A 17,126-nucleotide genomic window follows, 5' to 3' on the forward strand; every position below is an offset into this window, starting at 1 on the left:
ACAGTCCCTATTTCGACGGCGACACAGCTGGAAATATTGCCATGCGCGTTTTCTCGATCATCACGGCCCTTCTCGTCGCGGTGGCCCTTTACGGCCTTGTAATCGAGCGCAATGCGCTTCTGGAGTTCGCGGGGGCGGATCCGGTCCTCATCGGGGCGGCCGAGCAATCGTTGGACGAAGAAGGAAGCACAGGGGTTTCCGTCGTCGCCGTCCGGTCCGAAGCCCGGGCCGTGGATACCGCCGTGATCGTGCGCGGCCAGACCGAAGCCGCACGCCAGGTGGATGTGAGGGCGGAAACCAGCGGCCGTATCGTCAGTGCACCCCTGCGCAAGGGCACCTTCGTTTCGGAAGGTGAGGTCCTTTGCCAGATCGACCCGGGCGACCGTCAGATCTCGCTGGCCGAAGCGCGGGCCCTGTTGGCCGAGGCCGAGGCCGCCCGGCCCGAGGCGCGCGCCCGCATCGCCGAAGCAGAAGCGCGCCTGACCGAGGCCGAGATCAACCAGAACGCCGCCTCGCGCCTCAGCGAGGATGGGTTCGCGTCCCAGACCCGTGTCGCGTCGGCCGACGCATCCGTCGAATCCGCTCTGGCCGCCATCGAGGCGGCCAAAGGCGGCCTGGAATCGGCCGAGGCCCGGGTACAATCAGCGGCCGCGGCTGTCGCAAGTGCCGAGACCGAGCTGCAGCGGCTGGACATTGCCGCACCCTTCGCGGGCGTTCTGGAAAGCGATACGGCCGAACTCGGCTCACTTTTGCAGGGCGGAGGGTTGTGCGCGACGATCTTCCAGCTCGACCCCGTAAAACTTGTCGGCTTCGTTCCGGAAACTTCGGTCGATCGAATCGAACTGGGCGCCAGGGCCGGCGCGCAGCTTGCGTCCGGCGGTCGGGCCGAGGGCGAGGTGACGTTCCTGTCGCGTTCGTCGGACCCGCAGACCCGAACCTTCCGCGTCGAGGTCGAGGTGCCGAACGCCGACCTGGCGATCCGGGACGGACAGACGGCCGAGATCCTAATTCAGACAGAAGGGCGGCAGGCCCACCTTCTTCCCCAATCCGCGATGACGTTGAACGATGACGGCGATCTTGGCGTGCGGATCGTGAACGGCGAGGATCAAGCCGAGTTTGTGCCTACCGACATCCTTCGCGATACCGCGCAAGGTGTCTATCTGACCGGCTTGCCCGACGCGGCCGACATCATTGTCGTCGGACAGGAATACGTGACCGACGGCGTCCCGGTGAACGTCACCTATCGCGAGGCTGCGCAATGACCCGCATGGTGGACTGGGCGGCAGAGCACGCCCGGATGGTTCTGGCGTTCATCATCCTGTCGGTGACCGCAGGGTGGCTTGCCTACAGCGGCCTGCCCAAGGAAGGCGAGCCCGATATCGAGATTCCGGCGCTGTTTGTTTCGGTCCCCTTCCCCGGGATCTCGGCGCAGGATTCCGAAACGCTGCTGATCAAACCGATGGAGACCGAGCTTTCGGACCTCGACGGGCTGGAGACGATGACCTCCACCGCCGCCGAAGGCTATGCGGGCGTCGCGATGGAGTTCGAGTTCGGCTGGGACAAGTCGCAGACCCTGGCCGACGTGCGAGACCGGATGAACAATGCCGAGGCGAATTTCCCCGAAGGCGCGGAACAGTATTCCATCAACGAGATCAACTTCTCGGAATTCCCGATCATCATCGTCAACCTGACCGGCGACCTGCCCGAGCGCACGCTTCTGCAGGTGGCCGAGGATCTGCAGGATCGGCTTGAGGCGCTCGAACCCGTGCTCGAAGCGCCCTTGGCCGGACATCGCGACGAGATGCTCGAGGTCGTGATCGACCCATTGCGTCTGGAAGCCTACAACGTGACAGCGGCCGAGCTTATAAACGTCGTCCAGAACAACAATCAGCTGATCGCGGCGGGCGAAATCGAGTCCGATCAGGGATCGTTCGCGGTCAAGATCCCCTCGAGCTTCGACGAGCAGCAGGACATTTACAACCTCCCTGTCAAGGTGAACGGCGACCGCGTCGTGACCTTGGGCGATCTGGCGGACATCCGCCTGACGTTCGAGGATCGGACAGGCACCGCCCGCTTCAATGGCGAGACCACGGTCGCGATTCAGGTGGTCAAGCGCAAAGGCTTCAACGTGATCGACACGGCCGACCTCGTCCGTCAGGAGATCGCGGCCGCCGAGGCCGCATGGCCCCAGGTTCTGCGCGATGCGATCGACGTGGGTACCTCGAACGACCAGTCGCGTCAGGTGGCGTCGATGGTCAGCCAGCTCGAAGGGTCGGTGCTGACCGCGATCGCGTTGGTGATGATCGTGATCCTGGGCGCGCTCGGAATACGGTCGGCCTTGCTGGTGGGCTTCGCGATCCCGACCTCGTTTCTGCTATGCTTCATCCTGCTGGGCCTCATGGGGATCTCGGTCTCTAACATCGTGATGTTCGGTCTTATCCTGGCCGTGGGGATGCTGGTCGACGGGGCCATCGTGGTCGTGGAATACGCCGACAAGCGGATCGAGGAAGGATCGGGGCCAATGGCCGCCTTTACCGAGGCGGCGCGGCGCATGTTCTGGCCGATCGTTTCCTCGACCGCGACGACCCTTTGCGCCTTCCTGCCGATGCTGTTCTGGCCGGGTGTGGCGGGCGAGTTCATGGGGATGCTACCCGTCACCCTCATCTTCGTGCTGTCCGCCTCGCTCGTCGTCGCACTGATCTATTTGCCGGTCATGGGCGGGGTTGCGGGCCGCATCTCGCGCATTTTCGACCGCAGCGCTAGCGCGTTGCGCCGGGTCCTGCCCTGGCCCGTCCGCGCCGTTCTGGCCGCCGGGGCGGCGTATCTCGTGTTTCTCGGCGCGATGCAGGCGCTGAACCCGAATTATCTGTTCCCCAGCCCCGCAGGCGCCCTGCCCGGCGCGATCCTGTTCACGCTGGCGGCGATGCTGACGGGCGTGTGCCTCAGTTCGGTCACGTGGCAACGCCGTCAGAAACGGATCCGGGCGGGCCACAGGCGGACCATGTTCGGCCGCCTCATCAAGCTGATCGCGGGCAACCCGATCATGCCGCTGGTTGCGATGGGTGGGGTGATCGCCTTCGTGGTCTTCACGTTCGGCTATTACGGCCAGAATAACAACGGCACCGAGTTTTTTGTCGAGAGCGAGCCTGAGCAGGCGCTGATCTACGTCCGCGCGCGCGGCAATCTCAGCCTGCCCGAGAAGGACGCCCTGCTGCGACAGGCGGAAGAGATCGCCCTGTCGACCGAAGGCGTGGATTCGGCGTTTGCCTTTGCTGGCGAAGGCGGCATCAACAACAACACCGGTGGCGGAGAGGCGCCGCTGGATACAATCGGGCAAATCCAGATCGAGTTGATCGCGTGGGAAGACCGCCCGGACTATGCCGCCGCGAATGGGGTGGACTTGGCGACCCTCGACGGTGATCGCGTGCTCGAAAGCCTCGAGCTGCAACTGGCCCGTCTTCCGGGCGTGCAGACCGAGACCCTGAACCTCGCCATGGGCCCGGGCTCGGGCAAGCCCGTGCATCTTCGGATGATGGGCGACGATTGGGATGACCTGCGCGAGGCTGCGAACATTGCGCGCGCGCGATTCGAATCAATGCCGGGCCTGACGGATATCGAGGACTCCCTGCCCCTGCCAGGCATCGATTTCGAAATTGACGTGGATGTCGAGAAAGCCGGACGCTTCGGCGCCGACGTCGCGACAGTGGGCGGCATGGTCCAGCTTGTCACCCGCGGCATTCTGCTGGACACCATGCGGGTCGACAGTTCCGACGAGGAGATCGAGATCCGCGTGCGACTTCCCGAAAAAGACCGCGCGCTTTCGACGCTGGACAACCTGAAGGTCCGGACGCCCGACGGCCTGATCCCGCTGTCCAATTTCATCGAACGCCGTCCTGTGGCCTCTCTGGGACAGATCGACCGCATCGACCAGAAGCGGTTCTTCGATGTGAAGGCGGACGTCGCCCCCTCGCTGGTGAAGGCGACCATGGATGGCGAGGTACGGGTCCTTCTGCGCCCCACCGACGCACCCGAATCCCGCCCCGATGCGCCAACCGTGACGCTGGGTGATACCTCGTATCAGGTGTTCTGGCGCGCCGACGGGGTTACGGCGGACGACCTGACTGCGGCTGACGCTGGGGGCGACCTGACGATCACGCCAGTGAATGCGAATGAACGCATCGCCATGCTGACCGAATGGTTGAACTCGGATCCCCTGCCCGGCGGCATCGCGTGGGAGTGGACCGGCGATCAAGAGGATCAGGCCGAAAGCCAGGCCTTCCTCCAATCGGCCTTCGCAGGCGCGCTTGGCCTGATGTTCATTATCCTGCTGGCGCAGTTCAACTCGTTCTACAATTCGGCGCTGGTGCTCGTTGCTGTCGTCATGTCAGTGGCGGGGTGCCTTTGGGGCATGCTTTTGTTGAACCAGCCCTTCTCGATCATCATGACCGGCACCGGGATCGTGGCGCTGGCGGGGATCGTGGTAAACAATAACATCGTGCTCATCGACACCTACCAAGAATATTCGCGGTACATGCCCAAGGTCGAGGCGATCGTGCGTACGGCCGAGGATCGCATCCGCCCCGTCCTTCTGACCACGATCACGACCATTGCGGGCCTGTTGCCCATGGTGGTCGGCCTCAGCCTCGACTTCATCGGCGGCGGCTATTCCATCGACAGCCCTACGGCCCTGTGGTGGAAGCAGCTGGCCACCGCAGTGGTGTTCGGCTTGGCCGTGGCGACTGTCCTGACCCTGGTCTTCACCCCGGCAGCGCTCGCTTTCCGCTACTGGGTGGCGCAGGGCGCCTATCGTGGGCTGCGCGGGATCCAGGCCCTGGCGGCGCGCGACGTGGCGGCCGATCTTCGGCTGGGACGCGCCGCGCGCAAGATCAAGAACCCCGAGATCCTATGGGATGTCGATGTCCCGACGCCCCAGGAACGTAGCGGCAAACCACCGACACATCTTCAGGCCGCGGAATAGCCAACGCCCCGGGCCTGACACGACGGCTCAGGCGGCATCTTCCTCCTCGTTCGCCTGCCGGTTCCAAAGCTGGGCATACCGCCCGTCCCGCTCCAGAAGCTTGCGATGGGTCCCGCGCTCGACGATCCGTCCGGCCTCCAGCACCGCGATCTCGTCCGCGTCAACGATGGTCGACAGGCGGTGGGCGATCACAAGGACGGTCCGGCCCCGCCCCATGGCGCGAAGGGCGGTCTGGATGCCCATCTCCGTTTCGGTGTCGAGGGCCGAGGTCGCCTCGTCCAGAAGCAGGATCGGCGGGTCCTTCAGCAGCGTTCGCGCGATTCCCACGCGCTGCTTCTCGCCTCCCGACAGCTTCAGCCCCCGCTCTCCCACTTGGGTGTCATACCCGTCGGGCAAGCTCATCACGAAGTCATGCACCTGCGCGGCCCTTGCGGCATCTTCGATCTCGGCGCGCGTGGCCTCCGGCCGGCCGTAGGCGATGTTGTAAAGGATGGTGTCATTGAACAGAACAGTGTCCTGCGGCACGACGCCAATGGCTGCATGCAAACTGTCTTGTGTCACCGCGCGCAGATCCTGGCCGTCGATGCGGATCGCGCCGCCGGTCACATCGTAGAAGCGAAACAGCAGCCGCCCGACCGTCGATTTCCCTGCGCCCGACGGCCCCACAAGCGCCAGGGTGCGGCCTTCGGGCACGGTGAAACTGACCCCGTCCAGAACCGCACGATCCGCCCCATAGCCGAACCGGACATCATCGAACACGACCTTGCCGCCGTGCACCTCAAGCGCCTGCGCGTCCGGCGCGTCCGACACTTCGGCCGGCTGTTCAAGAAGGCCGAACATCTGGCCCATATCGACAAGCGCCTGGCGGATCTCGCGATAGACGGTCCCGAGGAAATTGAGCGGTACGGTGATCTGGATCATATAAGCGTTGACCATCACGAAGTCGCCCGTGGTCAAGGCGCCCTGCTGCACACCGATGGCGGCCATGACCATGGTTCCCACCAGCCCCGCGGTGATGATGATCGATTGCCCCGCGTTCAGAGCCGCGAGGGAATACGAGGTGCGCAACGCGGCCGCGATATAGGCGCCCATCGCCCCGTCGTAGCGCGATGCCTCGCGGCGTTCGGCCCCAAAATACTTCACCGTCTCGAAGTTCAGCAGCGCGTCCATGGATTTCTGCGCGGCGTCATTGTCCTGCCGGATCATCTCGCGGCGAATCTTCACGCGCCATTCTGTCACGGCGAAGGTAAAGCCGACATAGGCCGCGATGGTTGCGGCGACCACGGCCAGGTACCGCCAGTCGAACACCACCGCCAGGATGACGCCCACCATCACCAGTTCGAGGATCAGCGGCCCGATCGAAAACAGCAGGAAGCGGAGCAGAAACTCGACCCCCTTCACGCCCCGCTCCATGATCCGTTGGAGCGAGCCGGTCCGGCGCTGGATATGATAGCGCAGCGACAGGCGGTGGATGTGCTGGAACGTCTCGAGCGCGAGGGTCCGCAACGCCCGCTGCCCCACCGGCGCGAACAGCACGTCGCGCAGCTGCTGGAACCCGACATTCATCGCCCGCGCGATGCCATAGGCGACGGTCAGGCCGACCGCGCCCAGCCCCAGCATCCACGCCGCCTCGGTCGGGCCGCTTTCGCCCGACAGTGTGTCGACGGCGGCCTTGTAGAAGAACGGGGTAGCCACGGCGATCAGCTTCGCCGCGATCAGCATCGCCATCGACAGCACGACCCGAACACGAAGCCCGGGCTCTCCCTCGGGCCAGAGATACGGCAACACGCGCAGGACGATGCGGGACCCGCCCGCCTGGGTCTCGTCAAGGTCGTCGGCGGGGGCGGAGGGTCTGGGACTCATGCCACCGTGTCTAAGGGCGGTGGGCCGGCTTGACCAGATGCGGGCCTAGTCCGGAACAGTGAAGATCTGCCCCGGAAAGATCAGGTCAGGATCGCGGATCTTCTCGGCATTCGCTTCGAACACCCGCACGAAATCCAGGCCGTCCCCATAGTTCCTCTCGGCAATCGCCCAAAGGGTGAACCCGGGCTGAACCGTGACTCGCCGGATCCCGTCCGAGATCTCCCCTGCCAGCCGATCCAGATCGGCCTGAGATTCAGGCTTGAAGGGCGTTTCGGCTCGGGCCGCGACCGTGCCGTCTTCTGCCAGTTGATCGACCCGCAGCGTATATGCACGTTCCTCAAGAACCGGCAGGCTCACGCGCCACTGGCCGTCCGCCTCGGTGCGCCTCGCATCCAGTGGGCGTCCGTCCAGATACACTCGGACCGGCGCGTTTCCCGGCGCCCTGCCGCCCAGAACGACGTTCCCTTCGGATTGGTAAGAGATCGTGTCGATGCTGAGAGTCGGGGTCGCGATGTCGTCCTGAACGATTTCGAGACTGCGGCCCGCCAACGCCAGGACACGCGGTGCGGCGGGGCTTTCGGGTTGGTCGGACGCGGGCAAAGGAGGGTCTGACGTCGGCACCTGAAGCCCGTCGGATGAAGCTTGCGGCGCGCCTACGCCCGAAGGGTTGCCCATCCCGCCGCCTCGTTCGCCCGCGACGTCCGGTGTGGCCCCCTCGACGGCATCGAGAGCCGTGGGCCGGACCGGCGCTTCAGGGGCCGCGGCGGCTTCCGGTGACTCGGATCGCGGTTCCGGGTCGCGGGCAATGCCGGGTGTATCGACGCCGGCGGGCGCGTTTGTCCCGAAGGACTCCTCCGCCAAAGCCGCTACGTCGTCGGTCTCAGACGTATCGGGCGGATCGGGTGCGCGATCTTCGGGGGCCGTGGGCGGGCGAATGGCACGCGGCGCCTCTGCCATCTCCGGCTGGTCGAGGGTCGCAGGCTCCACGATGAAGGTCTGCGTCCCCCGCGCCTCGGCCGACCTGTCGCGGGACCGGATGCTCAGGATCTGCGGGGCGGATGCTGGCGGCAAACTCAAGATCATCGCGAAGCTGCCGCTACCATCGACTTGGGTCCGCTCGATCGGAGTGTCGTCCAACAGAACCTCGACCTCGGCATTCGGGGGCGCGTTGCCCGAGACGATGGCCGTACCGTCCCGCTCGATCCGCAGCAGATCAATACTGGGCGCATCGGCCGGACCGGGATCGGACAAGACGGCGGCGGCCTCATCCAGCTCTGCCACGGGGTCCATGGTTACGACCGTGTCATCTGGAGCGGGGGCGACCGCCGCGCGGGACGGCGATGAGACCTCTTCGCCCGCCGTGGAAGCTTCGCTCGCCATGGAAGTGGCCTCACTGCGGTTATCCGGCACGGCCGCAACATTCCGGTCCTGCTGAAGCGTCGCCGCGGGCGTGTCGGGCTGGTCAAAGTTGTCGGTGCCGGGGGTTCGCTCTGCTTGCGGTGCGGGAACTGTCGACCCCTCCTTGGGCTGGACCTCGGCAGTCGAAACCGGCGCGACGGCATCACCCTGTTCCGCGTCTTCGTCGCCGGCGCGATCCTGCGCCATGTCGACACCGCGAAAGCCCAGAGTCAGAACCGCGACGACCGCCGCCAGTCCCGCAACCATGCCGAACAGAAACTTCACGTTTGCGATCCTCCGGATACCGGCTTGCCACCACTGGCAGAACCGCCATACCTCTGCCTAAACCTCGAAAAATGGCGAGTCCATGCCTGCTTCCCCCTCTTCGAACGTATCAATTTGCGTCTATTGCGGGTCACGGGACGGAATTGATCCCGATTTCGCGACAGCCGCCGAAGCGCTGGGGGGTGCTATCGCCTCGCGCAGTTGGCGCCTCGTCTACGGCGCGGGAGACGTGGGATTGATGGGCCGGGTGGCGCGCGCGGCACAATCCGCGGGGGCCGATACGTTCGGGGTGATCCCGCGGCACCTTCTGGATCTCGAGGTCGGCAAGACGGATTTGACCCGCTTCGTCGTGACCGAGACGATGCACGAGCGCAAGAAGGTCATGCTGATGAATGCCGACGCAGTGGTCGTTCTGCCGGGCGGGGCCGGATCGCTGGACGAGTTCTTCGAGGTTCTGACCTGGCGCCAGCTTGGCCTGCACGAAAAGCCCATCGTCCTTCTGAACGTGGCGGGCTATTGGGAGCCGCTATTGGACCTCATGGCTCATGTCGTCGCCCAAGGGTTTGCGGCCGAAAGCCTGCTGGGCTTTGTCGAGGTGGCCGATACGCCCGAGGCGGCGCTTGCCCTTCTGGAGCCGCATCTCTAGCCGCCATCGGCCATGCCCTGTCGCAGCACCGCCGAGACGGGGACGAGGGCCACGCTCTGCGCCCGGCTTGATCCCAGCCAGAGGTCGAAGGCCCGCGCGACTTCATCGGTATTCGCGGCCAACACGACCACCGATCCGCGATTGCGCGCTTCGAACGCGGCCTGATCCAGAAAGCGCGCGATCGCCCGCGCGTCGCGCCCTGCCCCGTCCATCCTGCGGTAGATGCGCGTCACCGGCACTCCAGCTTGCTCGGCCGCGCGGATCGCCGGGTCCAAGGCCGAGCCGCGGGCAATCAAACCATGTCCGGTCAGCGCCAGGGATTCCACGATCTGCCGGGACACGAGCGGCCCGCCGGCAAATCCGCTCGCTCCGTCCGGCATAACGCTCGCGGCCTGGGGCAAGGTCGACGCGGTCCCATCGATCAAAGCATCCGCCCCGGTTTCCGAAGGATCGGTCACCGCGGGAATTGCAACGACTTCCTGCCCGGCATCGCGCCACACCTGTGCCCGCGCGGCGGCGTCGGTTGCGTCCGCGGCAATGGCGACACTCAGGGGCAGAGTTTGCAGAAGCGCGCCACCATCTTGGTCCAGAAGGACCACTGCCATCAGCGGCCGTCCCCCCGTTTCGCCCGACGGGACAGCGTTCCTTTCCAGTGCAGTGCCTTCCGGATCCTCGGATCGCGCGGGCTCCGGCACGGGCGAAACCGGTGCGGCAGCCAAGATCGGCATGGTGGCTTGCGTGGGCGCCGTCATGGCAGGCGGGATCGTTTGGGCAGGTCGGGCATCGGACGCACGCGCCAAGGCCACCGTCACCACCATTTCGGTCGACACCGGTGTCTCAGGGGGCGTGGGTGCCAGTGTGGCGGCGGTCGGGACCGGTTCAGGCTTCACCTGCGGCACCGGCCCATCGGCCAACGCGGGCCAAGACCAGGAAGCCGGCGCCCGTAGCGTCGCGATCGCCGAAGCTGAAGGCACCTCGGCCACCGGCCACCCGTCGATGCGCGGGGCAGAGGACGTCTCGGGTGCCGTTCCGGGGCCAGCCGGGGCCTTGGTCAAGGCCGCCGCGATCGGTTCCGGAACGGGCGCGGGGCTGGCGAACACCAGCGTGGCGGCATCCGGTCGTTCCTCAACCATGTCCCTCAGCCGCGCTGCCGGGGCTTCGTCGGCGCTCGACTTTCGTACTGGCGGGGACGTCAGTCCTTTCGGCGTATCTCGCCCCGCTGGGGGCTGAAGGCCCGCGAATTCGGCGGTTGCCGCGACATCCGCGTCGCGCGTCCCATTGCGCCGCGGAACCGTGGAAGTGTCTAACGTGCGCTGGGACAGGGCCGGTTGTTCGGCCATCACATCCGGCGCGTTGGGCGCAGTCTCCACCGAGGGCTCTGTAATTTCGGCCGCAGAGTCCGCCCCGGTTGCCCCCTTCTCGATCGGTTCGACAAGCTCCTCCTCCTCGCGCACGCGAAGGTCGCGCATCAGCTTATCCGTCCCGAAGACGTCCGGCCCAACGCTCGTCTCTGCTTCGGGGGGGGTCGGGCGCACGGCCGTCTCGGGGACCGGAGGCACCAGCGTCATCACCGCCGCCACTCCGATCACGCCTAGGACCGCGCCCCCACCGAAACCCGCCAGAACACCCTTCACGGCAAACTCCCTGCCCGTCTTGACGCTTGCCCGCCCAATCCCCCATCTATACGCCTCACGCGCGGGCCTTCCAGCCCCGCCCCGACGACAAGGACCAATGGCGTGCTTCTTCTCATCGACAATTACGACAGCTTCACCTGGAACCTCGTCCATTACGTCGGCGAACTCGGTGCCGAGGTGCAGGTCCACCGTAACGATACGCTGACCGTCGCTGAAGCCATGTCCCTGAAGCCCGACCAGATCTTGCTGTCGCCTGGACCATGCGATCCCGATCGCGCCGGCATCTGCCTTGACCTCGTTGAGGCGGCGGCCGAAGCCCGCGTGCCCCTTCTGGGCGTGTGCCTGGGGCACCAGGCCATCGGACAGGCATTCGGCGGAAAGGTCGTGCGTCATTCCGAGATCGTGCACGGCAAGGCGGGGATCATGCATCACGGCGGCGAAAGCGTCTTTTCGCAGCTTCCTTCGCCGCTGTCGGCAACTCGCTATCACAGCCTCGTCGTTGCTCGCGACAGCCTGCCCGAGACCCTGAAAGTCACGGCCGAGCTGGAGGACGGGACGATCATGGGCCTCGCCCATCGCGACCTGCCGATCCACGGCGTCCAGTTCCACCCTGAATCCATCCGGTCCGAACACGGCCACGCGATGCTGAAAAATTTCCTCGACATGACCCCCGTTCCGGCATGAGTGACGCGCTGAAGCCCCTGATTGCAGCCGCCGTCGACCGCCCCCTGACCGAGGACGAGGCGCGCACCGCCTTCGATATCCTGTTCGACGGGGCGGCAACGCCCAGCCAGATCGGCGGCTTTCTGATGACTCTGCGCGTCCGGGGCGAGGCGGTGTCCGAATACGCTGCCGCCGCGGCTGCTATGCGTGCCCGAGCGCGTCGGGTGCGCGCGCCCGAAGGTGCCATGGACATCGTGGGCACCGGCGGCGACGGCAAGGGCACGCTGAACATATCCACCGCCGCGGCCTTCGTGGTTGCCGGCGTCGGCGTGCCGGTCGCAAAACACGGCAATCGCAACCTAAGCTCGAAATCCGGCGCGGCGGATGTCGTCTCCCAGCAGGGCATCGACGTCATGGTGGGGCCCGACGTGGTGGAACGCGCCCTGTCCGAGGTCGGGATCGGCTTCATGATGGCGCCCATGCATCACCCGGCCATCGCCAATGTCATGCCCACCCGGGTCGAGCTTGGGACCCGGACGATTTTCAACATCCTGGGGCCCCTGACCAACCCGGCCGGGGTGAAATACCAGCTGACGGGTGCCTTCTCGGCCGAGGTTCTGGCCCCCATGGCCGAAACCCTCGGGCGGCTCGGATCAACCCGGGCCTGGCTGGTTCACGGCTCGGACGGGACGGACGAGCTGTCGATCGCCGGCCCGTCCACGGTCGCAGTACTTGAAGACGGCAAAGTCGAGATGAGCGAGATCGCGCCCGAAGATGCCGGACTGCCACAGCACCCCTTCGACCAGATCGTCGGCGGCACCCCCGAAGCGAACGGTCGTGCCTTCCGCGCGCTTCTTGCGGGAGAGCCTTCGGCTTACCGCGACGCCGTGCTCCTGAACTCGGCCGCTGCGTTGGTCGTCGCCGGCAAGGCCGCGGACCTTGCGGAGGGAGTCTCCACGGCGGCCGAAAGCATTGATTCGGGTGCGGCACACGGAAAGGTCCAGGGGTTGGCGCGCGTTGCGCCCCTGTCGCGATGACGGTCGAGATTCGCGAGAGCGATACGGTATCGCCGGATGCCCGCGATCAGGTCGAAACGGTTCTGACCGCCCACGCCGAAGAGGCTGGCCACCCGTTCACGAATGCGCCCTGCATCCTCGAAGCATGGGACGGCGATACCTTCGCCGGTGCCCTCCACGCCGAGATCGGCAGCCATTGGGTTTTCGTGAAGTTGCTGGGCATCGCCCCCGATTACCGTCAGGCCGGTCTAGGCTCTCGCCTACTGCGGCGGATCGAAGACATCGCCCGGAACAAGGGAAAGACGGGCATCTGGCTTGATACCTATTCCTTCCAGGCGCCCGACTTCTATCCACGCCACGGCTTCACCGAAATCGGCCGGATCGAGGATTACCCGCCCGGCCAATCGCGCATCTTCTTCCAGAAGCGTCTTTAGGCGACCTTCTCCAGACCCGGCTCGGGCGCAAGGCCCAGCGCGTGGATCACGTCACGCGTCAGATGCGGCTTGTTCAGCGTGTAGAAATGCAGCTTGTCCACGCCCTCGGCCAGAAGCTCCGAGCTCATCTCGGTGCAGATCGCCGTGGCCAGCAGGTCCGAGCGGTCGTCGCGGTCGGCGGCCTCGAACGCCTGGTCCACCCAGTCGGGGATGACCGTGCCACAGCTGGCGGCGAACTTGCGCACGCCTTTCCAGTTTTCGATCGGCAGAATGCCCGGCACGATAGGGGCGGTGATCCCGGCCTTGTCGCAGCGGTCGCGGAACCGCAGGAAGGTCTCGGCCTCGAAGAAGAACTGGGTGATCGCCTCGGTTGCGCCGGCGTCGATCTTGCGCTTCAGGAACTCGACATCCGCGTTGTCCGATGCGGCCTCGGGGTGGCGGTCGGGATAGGCCCCGACGCGCAGGGTGAACTTGCCGGTCGCCGCCAGCGCCTCGATCAGCTCGACCGAGGAGGCGAACCCTTCGGAATGGGGCGCGAAAGCACAGCCGCCCGGCATGTCGCCGCGCAGCGCCACGATGTCGGTGATCCCGGCGGCGGCATAGCTTTCGGCGATCTCCAGAGTCTCGGCCTTAGAGGCATCCACGCAGGTCAGATGCGCCGCGACCCGAAGGCCGGTCGACTTGCTGATCGTCGTGACGGCCTCGTGCGTCAACTTGCGGGTCGTCCCGCCCGCCCCGTAGGTGACCGAAACGAAATCGGGCGCGGTCGGGGCCAGCACGTTGATCGTATCCCAAAGCCGGAACGACGCTTCGAGGGTCTTGGGCGGGAAGAATTCGTAGCTGATGCGCGTCATCGGGTCACCTCTGATTTCCTGCCTTGTCCCACATGGGCTTTGGTGAGACAAATTCATAATCTCGAAGATCATCATGAGTCCGACGCCAGTATGCATATTGAGTTCCGCCACCTGCGCACCATCAAGGCCATCCATGACGAAGGCGGGCTGGCGCGGGCGGCGGATCGGCTGAACATCACCCAGTCCGCCCTGTCGCATCAGGTCAAGAACCTGGAGGAACAGGCCGGCGTGGAGTTGTTTGTCCGCAGATCGAAGCCCTTGAAACTGTCGGATGCCGGTCTGCGCCTTCTGCGCGCGGCCGAAAAGATCCTGCCCGAGGTCGCCGCGCTAGAAGCCGAGTTCGCGGGCCTGGTCGCGGGTCGGTCCGGACGGCTTCACATCGCCATCGAGTGTCATGCCTGCTTCGAATGGCTTTTCCCGGTGCTGGAACAGTTCCGCCGGGCCTGGCCCGATGTGGATGTCGACATCCGCCCGGGCCTTGCCTTCGGCGCCCTGCCCGCCCTGCAACGCGAGGAGGTCGACCTTGTCGTCTCCTCCGACCCTGAGCCTTTGAAAGGCGTGACCTTCGTCCCGCTTTTCGACTACGAGCCCGTGTTCGTTGCCGCCTCGTCACATCCCCTGGCGCAGAAGGCGTATATCGAAGCCTCCGACTTTGCCGACCAGACGCTCATCACCTACCCGGTTCCGCGCGAACGGCTCGACGTGTTTACCGAGCTTTTGCTACCGGCGGGTGTCATACCGGCCGCGATCCGGCAGGTCGAATTGACGGCAATGATCCTTATCCTCGTTGCCAGTCAACGTGGTGTGGCGGTCCTGCCCGATTGGGTGGTACGGGACGTGCGGCTGCAATCCGACTACGTGACTCTGCCCCTGACGAAAGGGGGCGTGACCCGCAGACTTTACGCGGCAGTCCGCGAGTCCGAAGCGGACCAACCCTACATGGCGCATTTGCTCCGCCTCGCACGGACTGAGCCCCTGAAGATGATGCGGCGCTAGCTGATCAGCACCGGCCTAAAATGGCCCCACAGCATCCGCTTGCCGTCATGGGGGCGTTCGCCCATATCCTGCCACTTCGGATCGTCTTCCATCGAAGCCATGCACGCCTGCGCGGTGTCTTCATCGGGCCATATGACCCAGCCCACGACGACGTCCTCGTCGTCGGCCTTGCCGACCGCGACGGGAAACGAGCTGAGCTTTCCGTCCACATCCTCGCACGCCCAATTCTCCTGAACGGACAATGCGCCGGCGCATTTGAACATCTCTGCCGCTTCCCTGGCGTGGGTCGTGAAGCTTTCCTTACGGTCCCTCGGAACCGCGGCGGCGTACACCCAAACAAAATTCATGCAATCCTCCTTCTCGGCGTCCCCTCACATCTATCAACGCATTTCCCCGCAAAAGGTTGGCTTTGGTCCGCATGGGCCGTATAGGGCGGGGCCGAACCACGCAGAGAAGCAGGATCATGCAGGGCAGCGCCAATCTTACTATCATGGTCAAGGCCGCCCGCGCGGCGGGTCGCAAACTGGTCCGTGACTTCCGGGAGGTCGAGAACCTGCAGGTCTCGGTCAAGGGCACGGGCGATTTTGTCAGCCGCGCCGATACCGCGGCCGAGGAGACCATCCGCGACATCCTGATGGGCGAGCGTCCGAATTACGGCTGGATGGCCGAGGAAAGCGAAGAGGTTCCCGGCAAGGATCCCACCCGCCGCTGGATCGTCGATCCGCTGGATGGCACGACGAACTTCCTGCACGGCCTGCCGCACTGGGCGGTTTCGATCGCGCTGGAACACAAGGGCGATATCGTCTCGGCCGTGATCTTCGACCCCGCCAAGGACGAGCTGTTCTGGGCCGAACGCGGCGCGGGTGCCTTCATGAACGAACAGCGCCTGCGGGTGTCTGGCCGGACCCGCATGATCGAAAGCATCTTCGCCACGGGCTTGCCTTTTGGCAACCGGCCCGACCTTCCGCTAAAGCTGAAGGATCTGGGCCGCATCTTGCCTGCGACCGCAGGCGTACGCCGCTGGGGGGCCGCCGCGCTTGACCTGTGCTACACTGCCGCGGGTCGTTATGATGGCTATTGGGAACGCGGCATCCTGCCCTGGGACGTTGCCGCGGGCATCCTGATCGTGAAGGAGGCCGGGGGCTTCGTCGAACCGCTCGCGGGCGAGGATATCTTCACCTCTCGCACCATCGTCGCCGGAAACCCCGGCGTCTTCGACAGCCTGACGAAGGAACTGCGGCGGCCTTAGGTTCCGTCGCCCCCGCCGCGCGTCGTCGGGATCGGTTCCAGCGTGCGCAGATCGACACCTTCGATACAGCCGACATTGATCCCGATCTCGCCCGGGTCCGACCGGCGCTGGTGATGCGTGTAGATCCCGCAGATTGAGCAGAACCAGTGCTTGGCCGTCATCGTGCCCCACTGATACAAGCTCAGCCGATCCGCACCGCGCAGGACTGTCACGTCCCCGACGCGGGCCGAGACATTGGCCCCTTGCCGCCGCGCACAGTACGAGCAGTCGCAGCGGCGCGCCTTCGCCAGCTCCTCGGACAGGGTCGCCTCGATCTCGACCGCGCCGCAATGGCAGGTCGCACGTACCATCATTTCCGACGCCCCGCGCTGGGGATGGGGGATCGGCGCCAGCGATAATCGGCCTCGGGGTATGGCGGCGCGCCGTGGGTCCGGTTCCAGAACACCGGCCCGCCAAGGCGCAGGAACAGCGGAAAGGTCAGGCAAAGCCCCGCCAGGAACCCCCCCGCATGCGCCCAATACGCCACGCCGCCCATATTCGCCGGCGCCGACGCGCCCGACACGATCTGGATGGCGAACCAGATGCCCAGAACGATCCAGGCCGGAATGGCGAAGATGCGAAAGAAGATCAGGAATATCACCAGCACATCCACCCGGGCCTTGGGGAACAGCAGCAGATAGCCCCCCATGACCCCCGCGATCGCCCCTGAGGCGCCGACCATCGGTATTGTGGACCCGGGGTCGGAAAACGCTTGGCCAAGCCCCGCAGCCACACCGCTGGCCAGGTAGAACCCCAGATAGGTCAGGCGCCCCATCCGGTCTTCCAGGTTGTCCCCGAACAGCCAAAGGAACCACATGTTGCCCGCCAGATGCAGGATGCCGCCATGCAGGAATTGCGAGGTGATATAGGTCGAGGGCGCGAACAGCGCCGGGATCAACGCCCAGTCTGCCAGGAAATAGGGATTGTCCAGATAGGGCGCGGTCAGGATGAACACCGCGATATTCACCGCGATCAAGGCGTAAGTGACATAAGGCGTCTTGCGGCTGGGATTGTGGTCGCGGATCGGAAACATCGCCCGTAAGTGTCCCGGATCCGCGAATAATCAAGCCG

Annotated in this window: 15 protein-coding genes; 8 read left to right on the forward strand and 7 right to left on the reverse strand. The window is 65.4% G+C overall.

Annotated features, from left to right (window positions below):
* Positions 1-41: 41 nt before the first annotated feature.
* Both PAA8504_RS07805 and PAA8504_RS07810 read left to right on the forward strand, forming a co-directional pair.
* Positions 42-1,262: an efflux RND transporter periplasmic adaptor subunit gene (locus PAA8504_RS07805; protein WP_108893631.1), complete on the forward strand. Its 1,221-nt coding sequence runs from the start codon at positions 42-44 to the stop codon at positions 1,260-1,262.
* Positions 1,259-4,978, forward strand: coding sequence for an efflux RND transporter permease subunit (locus PAA8504_RS07810; RefSeq protein WP_108893632.1), 3,720 nt, complete (start codon positions 1,259-1,261; stop codon positions 4,976-4,978). The genes PAA8504_RS07805 and PAA8504_RS07810 overlap by 4 nt, the downstream gene beginning before the upstream one ends.
* Before the next feature lie 27 nt (positions 4,979-5,005).
* Here the strand turns inward: PAA8504_RS07810 and PAA8504_RS07815 are convergent, their stop codons facing one another.
* On the reverse strand, positions 5,006-6,841 hold the full coding sequence (locus tag PAA8504_RS07815) for an ABCB family ABC transporter ATP-binding protein/permease (protein ID WP_108893633.1): 1,836 nt from the start codon (positions 6,839-6,841) through the stop codon (positions 5,006-5,008).
* Between the two features lie 45 nt (positions 6,842-6,886).
* Complete coding sequence (locus tag PAA8504_RS07820) at positions 6,887-8,524, reverse strand: LysM peptidoglycan-binding domain-containing protein (protein ID WP_108893634.1); 1,638 nt, start codon at positions 8,522-8,524, stop codon at positions 6,887-6,889.
* An 82-nt stretch (positions 8,525-8,606) separates the two neighbouring features.
* On the opposite strand from PAA8504_RS07820, the gene PAA8504_RS07825 reads away from it, so the two are divergent.
* Positions 8,607-9,170 (forward strand): LOG family protein, encoded by a 564-nt coding sequence (locus PAA8504_RS07825; RefSeq protein ID WP_108893635.1) that lies wholly within the window; start codon positions 8,607-8,609, stop codon positions 9,168-9,170.
* On the opposite strand, the gene PAA8504_RS07830 is transcribed toward PAA8504_RS07825, so the two are convergent.
* Positions 9,167-10,804 (reverse strand): divergent polysaccharide deacetylase family protein, encoded by a 1,638-nt coding sequence (locus tag PAA8504_RS07830; protein WP_108893636.1) that lies wholly within the window; start codon positions 10,802-10,804, stop codon positions 9,167-9,169. The genes PAA8504_RS07825 and PAA8504_RS07830 overlap by 4 nt on opposite strands.
* Positions 10,805-10,906: 102 nt before the next feature.
* On the opposite strand from PAA8504_RS07830, the gene PAA8504_RS07835 reads away from it, so the two are divergent.
* Genes PAA8504_RS07835 through PAA8504_RS07845 form a run of 3 tightly spaced genes read left to right on the forward strand, consistent with a single transcriptional unit; the run spans position 10,907 to position 12,917 of the window.
* Positions 10,907-11,488, forward strand: a complete 582-nt coding sequence (locus PAA8504_RS07835; protein WP_108893637.1) for an anthranilate synthase component II — start codon at positions 10,907-10,909, stop codon at positions 11,486-11,488.
* A complete protein-coding gene (gene trpD, locus PAA8504_RS07840) occupies positions 11,485-12,504 on the forward strand; it encodes an anthranilate phosphoribosyltransferase (RefSeq protein WP_108893638.1) in 1,020 nt (339 codons plus the stop codon). The genes PAA8504_RS07835 and trpD overlap by 4 nt, the downstream gene beginning before the upstream one ends.
* The gene (locus PAA8504_RS07845; protein ID WP_108893639.1) at positions 12,501-12,917 is read left to right on the forward strand and encodes a GNAT family N-acetyltransferase; all 417 of its coding nucleotides are present in this window, start codon (positions 12,501-12,503) and stop codon (positions 12,915-12,917) included. Before trpD ends, PAA8504_RS07845 begins: the two co-directional genes overlap by 4 nt.
* Here PAA8504_RS07845 and metF read toward each other — a convergent pair.
* Positions 12,914-13,771 (reverse strand): methylenetetrahydrofolate reductase [NAD(P)H], encoded by an 858-nt coding sequence (metF, locus tag PAA8504_RS07850; protein WP_108893640.1) that lies wholly within the window; start codon positions 13,769-13,771, stop codon positions 12,914-12,916. The two genes, PAA8504_RS07845 and metF, sit on opposite strands and share 4 nt — an antisense overlap.
* Positions 13,772-13,861: 90 nt before the next feature.
* Here metF and PAA8504_RS07855 point away from each other — a divergent pair, with 90 nt between their 5' ends.
* Positions 13,862-14,767, forward strand: coding sequence for a LysR family transcriptional regulator (locus tag PAA8504_RS07855; RefSeq protein WP_108893641.1), 906 nt, complete (start codon positions 13,862-13,864; stop codon positions 14,765-14,767).
* Here PAA8504_RS07855 and PAA8504_RS07860 read toward each other — a convergent pair.
* Complete coding sequence (locus tag PAA8504_RS07860) at positions 14,764-15,114, reverse strand: DUF1428 domain-containing protein (RefSeq protein WP_108893642.1); 351 nt, start codon at positions 15,112-15,114, stop codon at positions 14,764-14,766. The genes PAA8504_RS07855 and PAA8504_RS07860 overlap by 4 nt on opposite strands.
* 116 nt (positions 15,115-15,230) lie before the next feature.
* On the opposite strand from PAA8504_RS07860, the gene PAA8504_RS07865 reads away from it, so the two are divergent.
* Positions 15,231-16,016 (forward strand): inositol monophosphatase family protein, encoded by a 786-nt coding sequence (locus tag PAA8504_RS07865; protein WP_108893643.1) that lies wholly within the window; start codon positions 15,231-15,233, stop codon positions 16,014-16,016.
* Here PAA8504_RS07865 and PAA8504_RS07870 read toward each other — a convergent pair.
* Positions 16,013-16,369 (reverse strand): GFA family protein, encoded by a 357-nt coding sequence (locus PAA8504_RS07870; RefSeq protein WP_108893644.1) that lies wholly within the window; start codon positions 16,367-16,369, stop codon positions 16,013-16,015. The genes PAA8504_RS07865 and PAA8504_RS07870 overlap by 4 nt on opposite strands.
* Positions 16,366-17,088 (reverse strand): rhomboid family intramembrane serine protease, encoded by a 723-nt coding sequence (locus PAA8504_RS07875; RefSeq protein ID WP_108893645.1) that lies wholly within the window; start codon positions 17,086-17,088, stop codon positions 16,366-16,368. The genes PAA8504_RS07870 and PAA8504_RS07875 overlap by 4 nt, the downstream gene beginning before the upstream one ends.
* Positions 17,089-17,126 lie beyond the last annotated feature (38 nt).

Origin of the sequence: Palleronia abyssalis (assembly GCF_900302445.1) — a bacterium.
In the GTDB taxonomy this organism is placed as follows: domain Bacteria; phylum Pseudomonadota; class Alphaproteobacteria; order Rhodobacterales; family Rhodobacteraceae; genus Palleronia; species Palleronia abyssalis.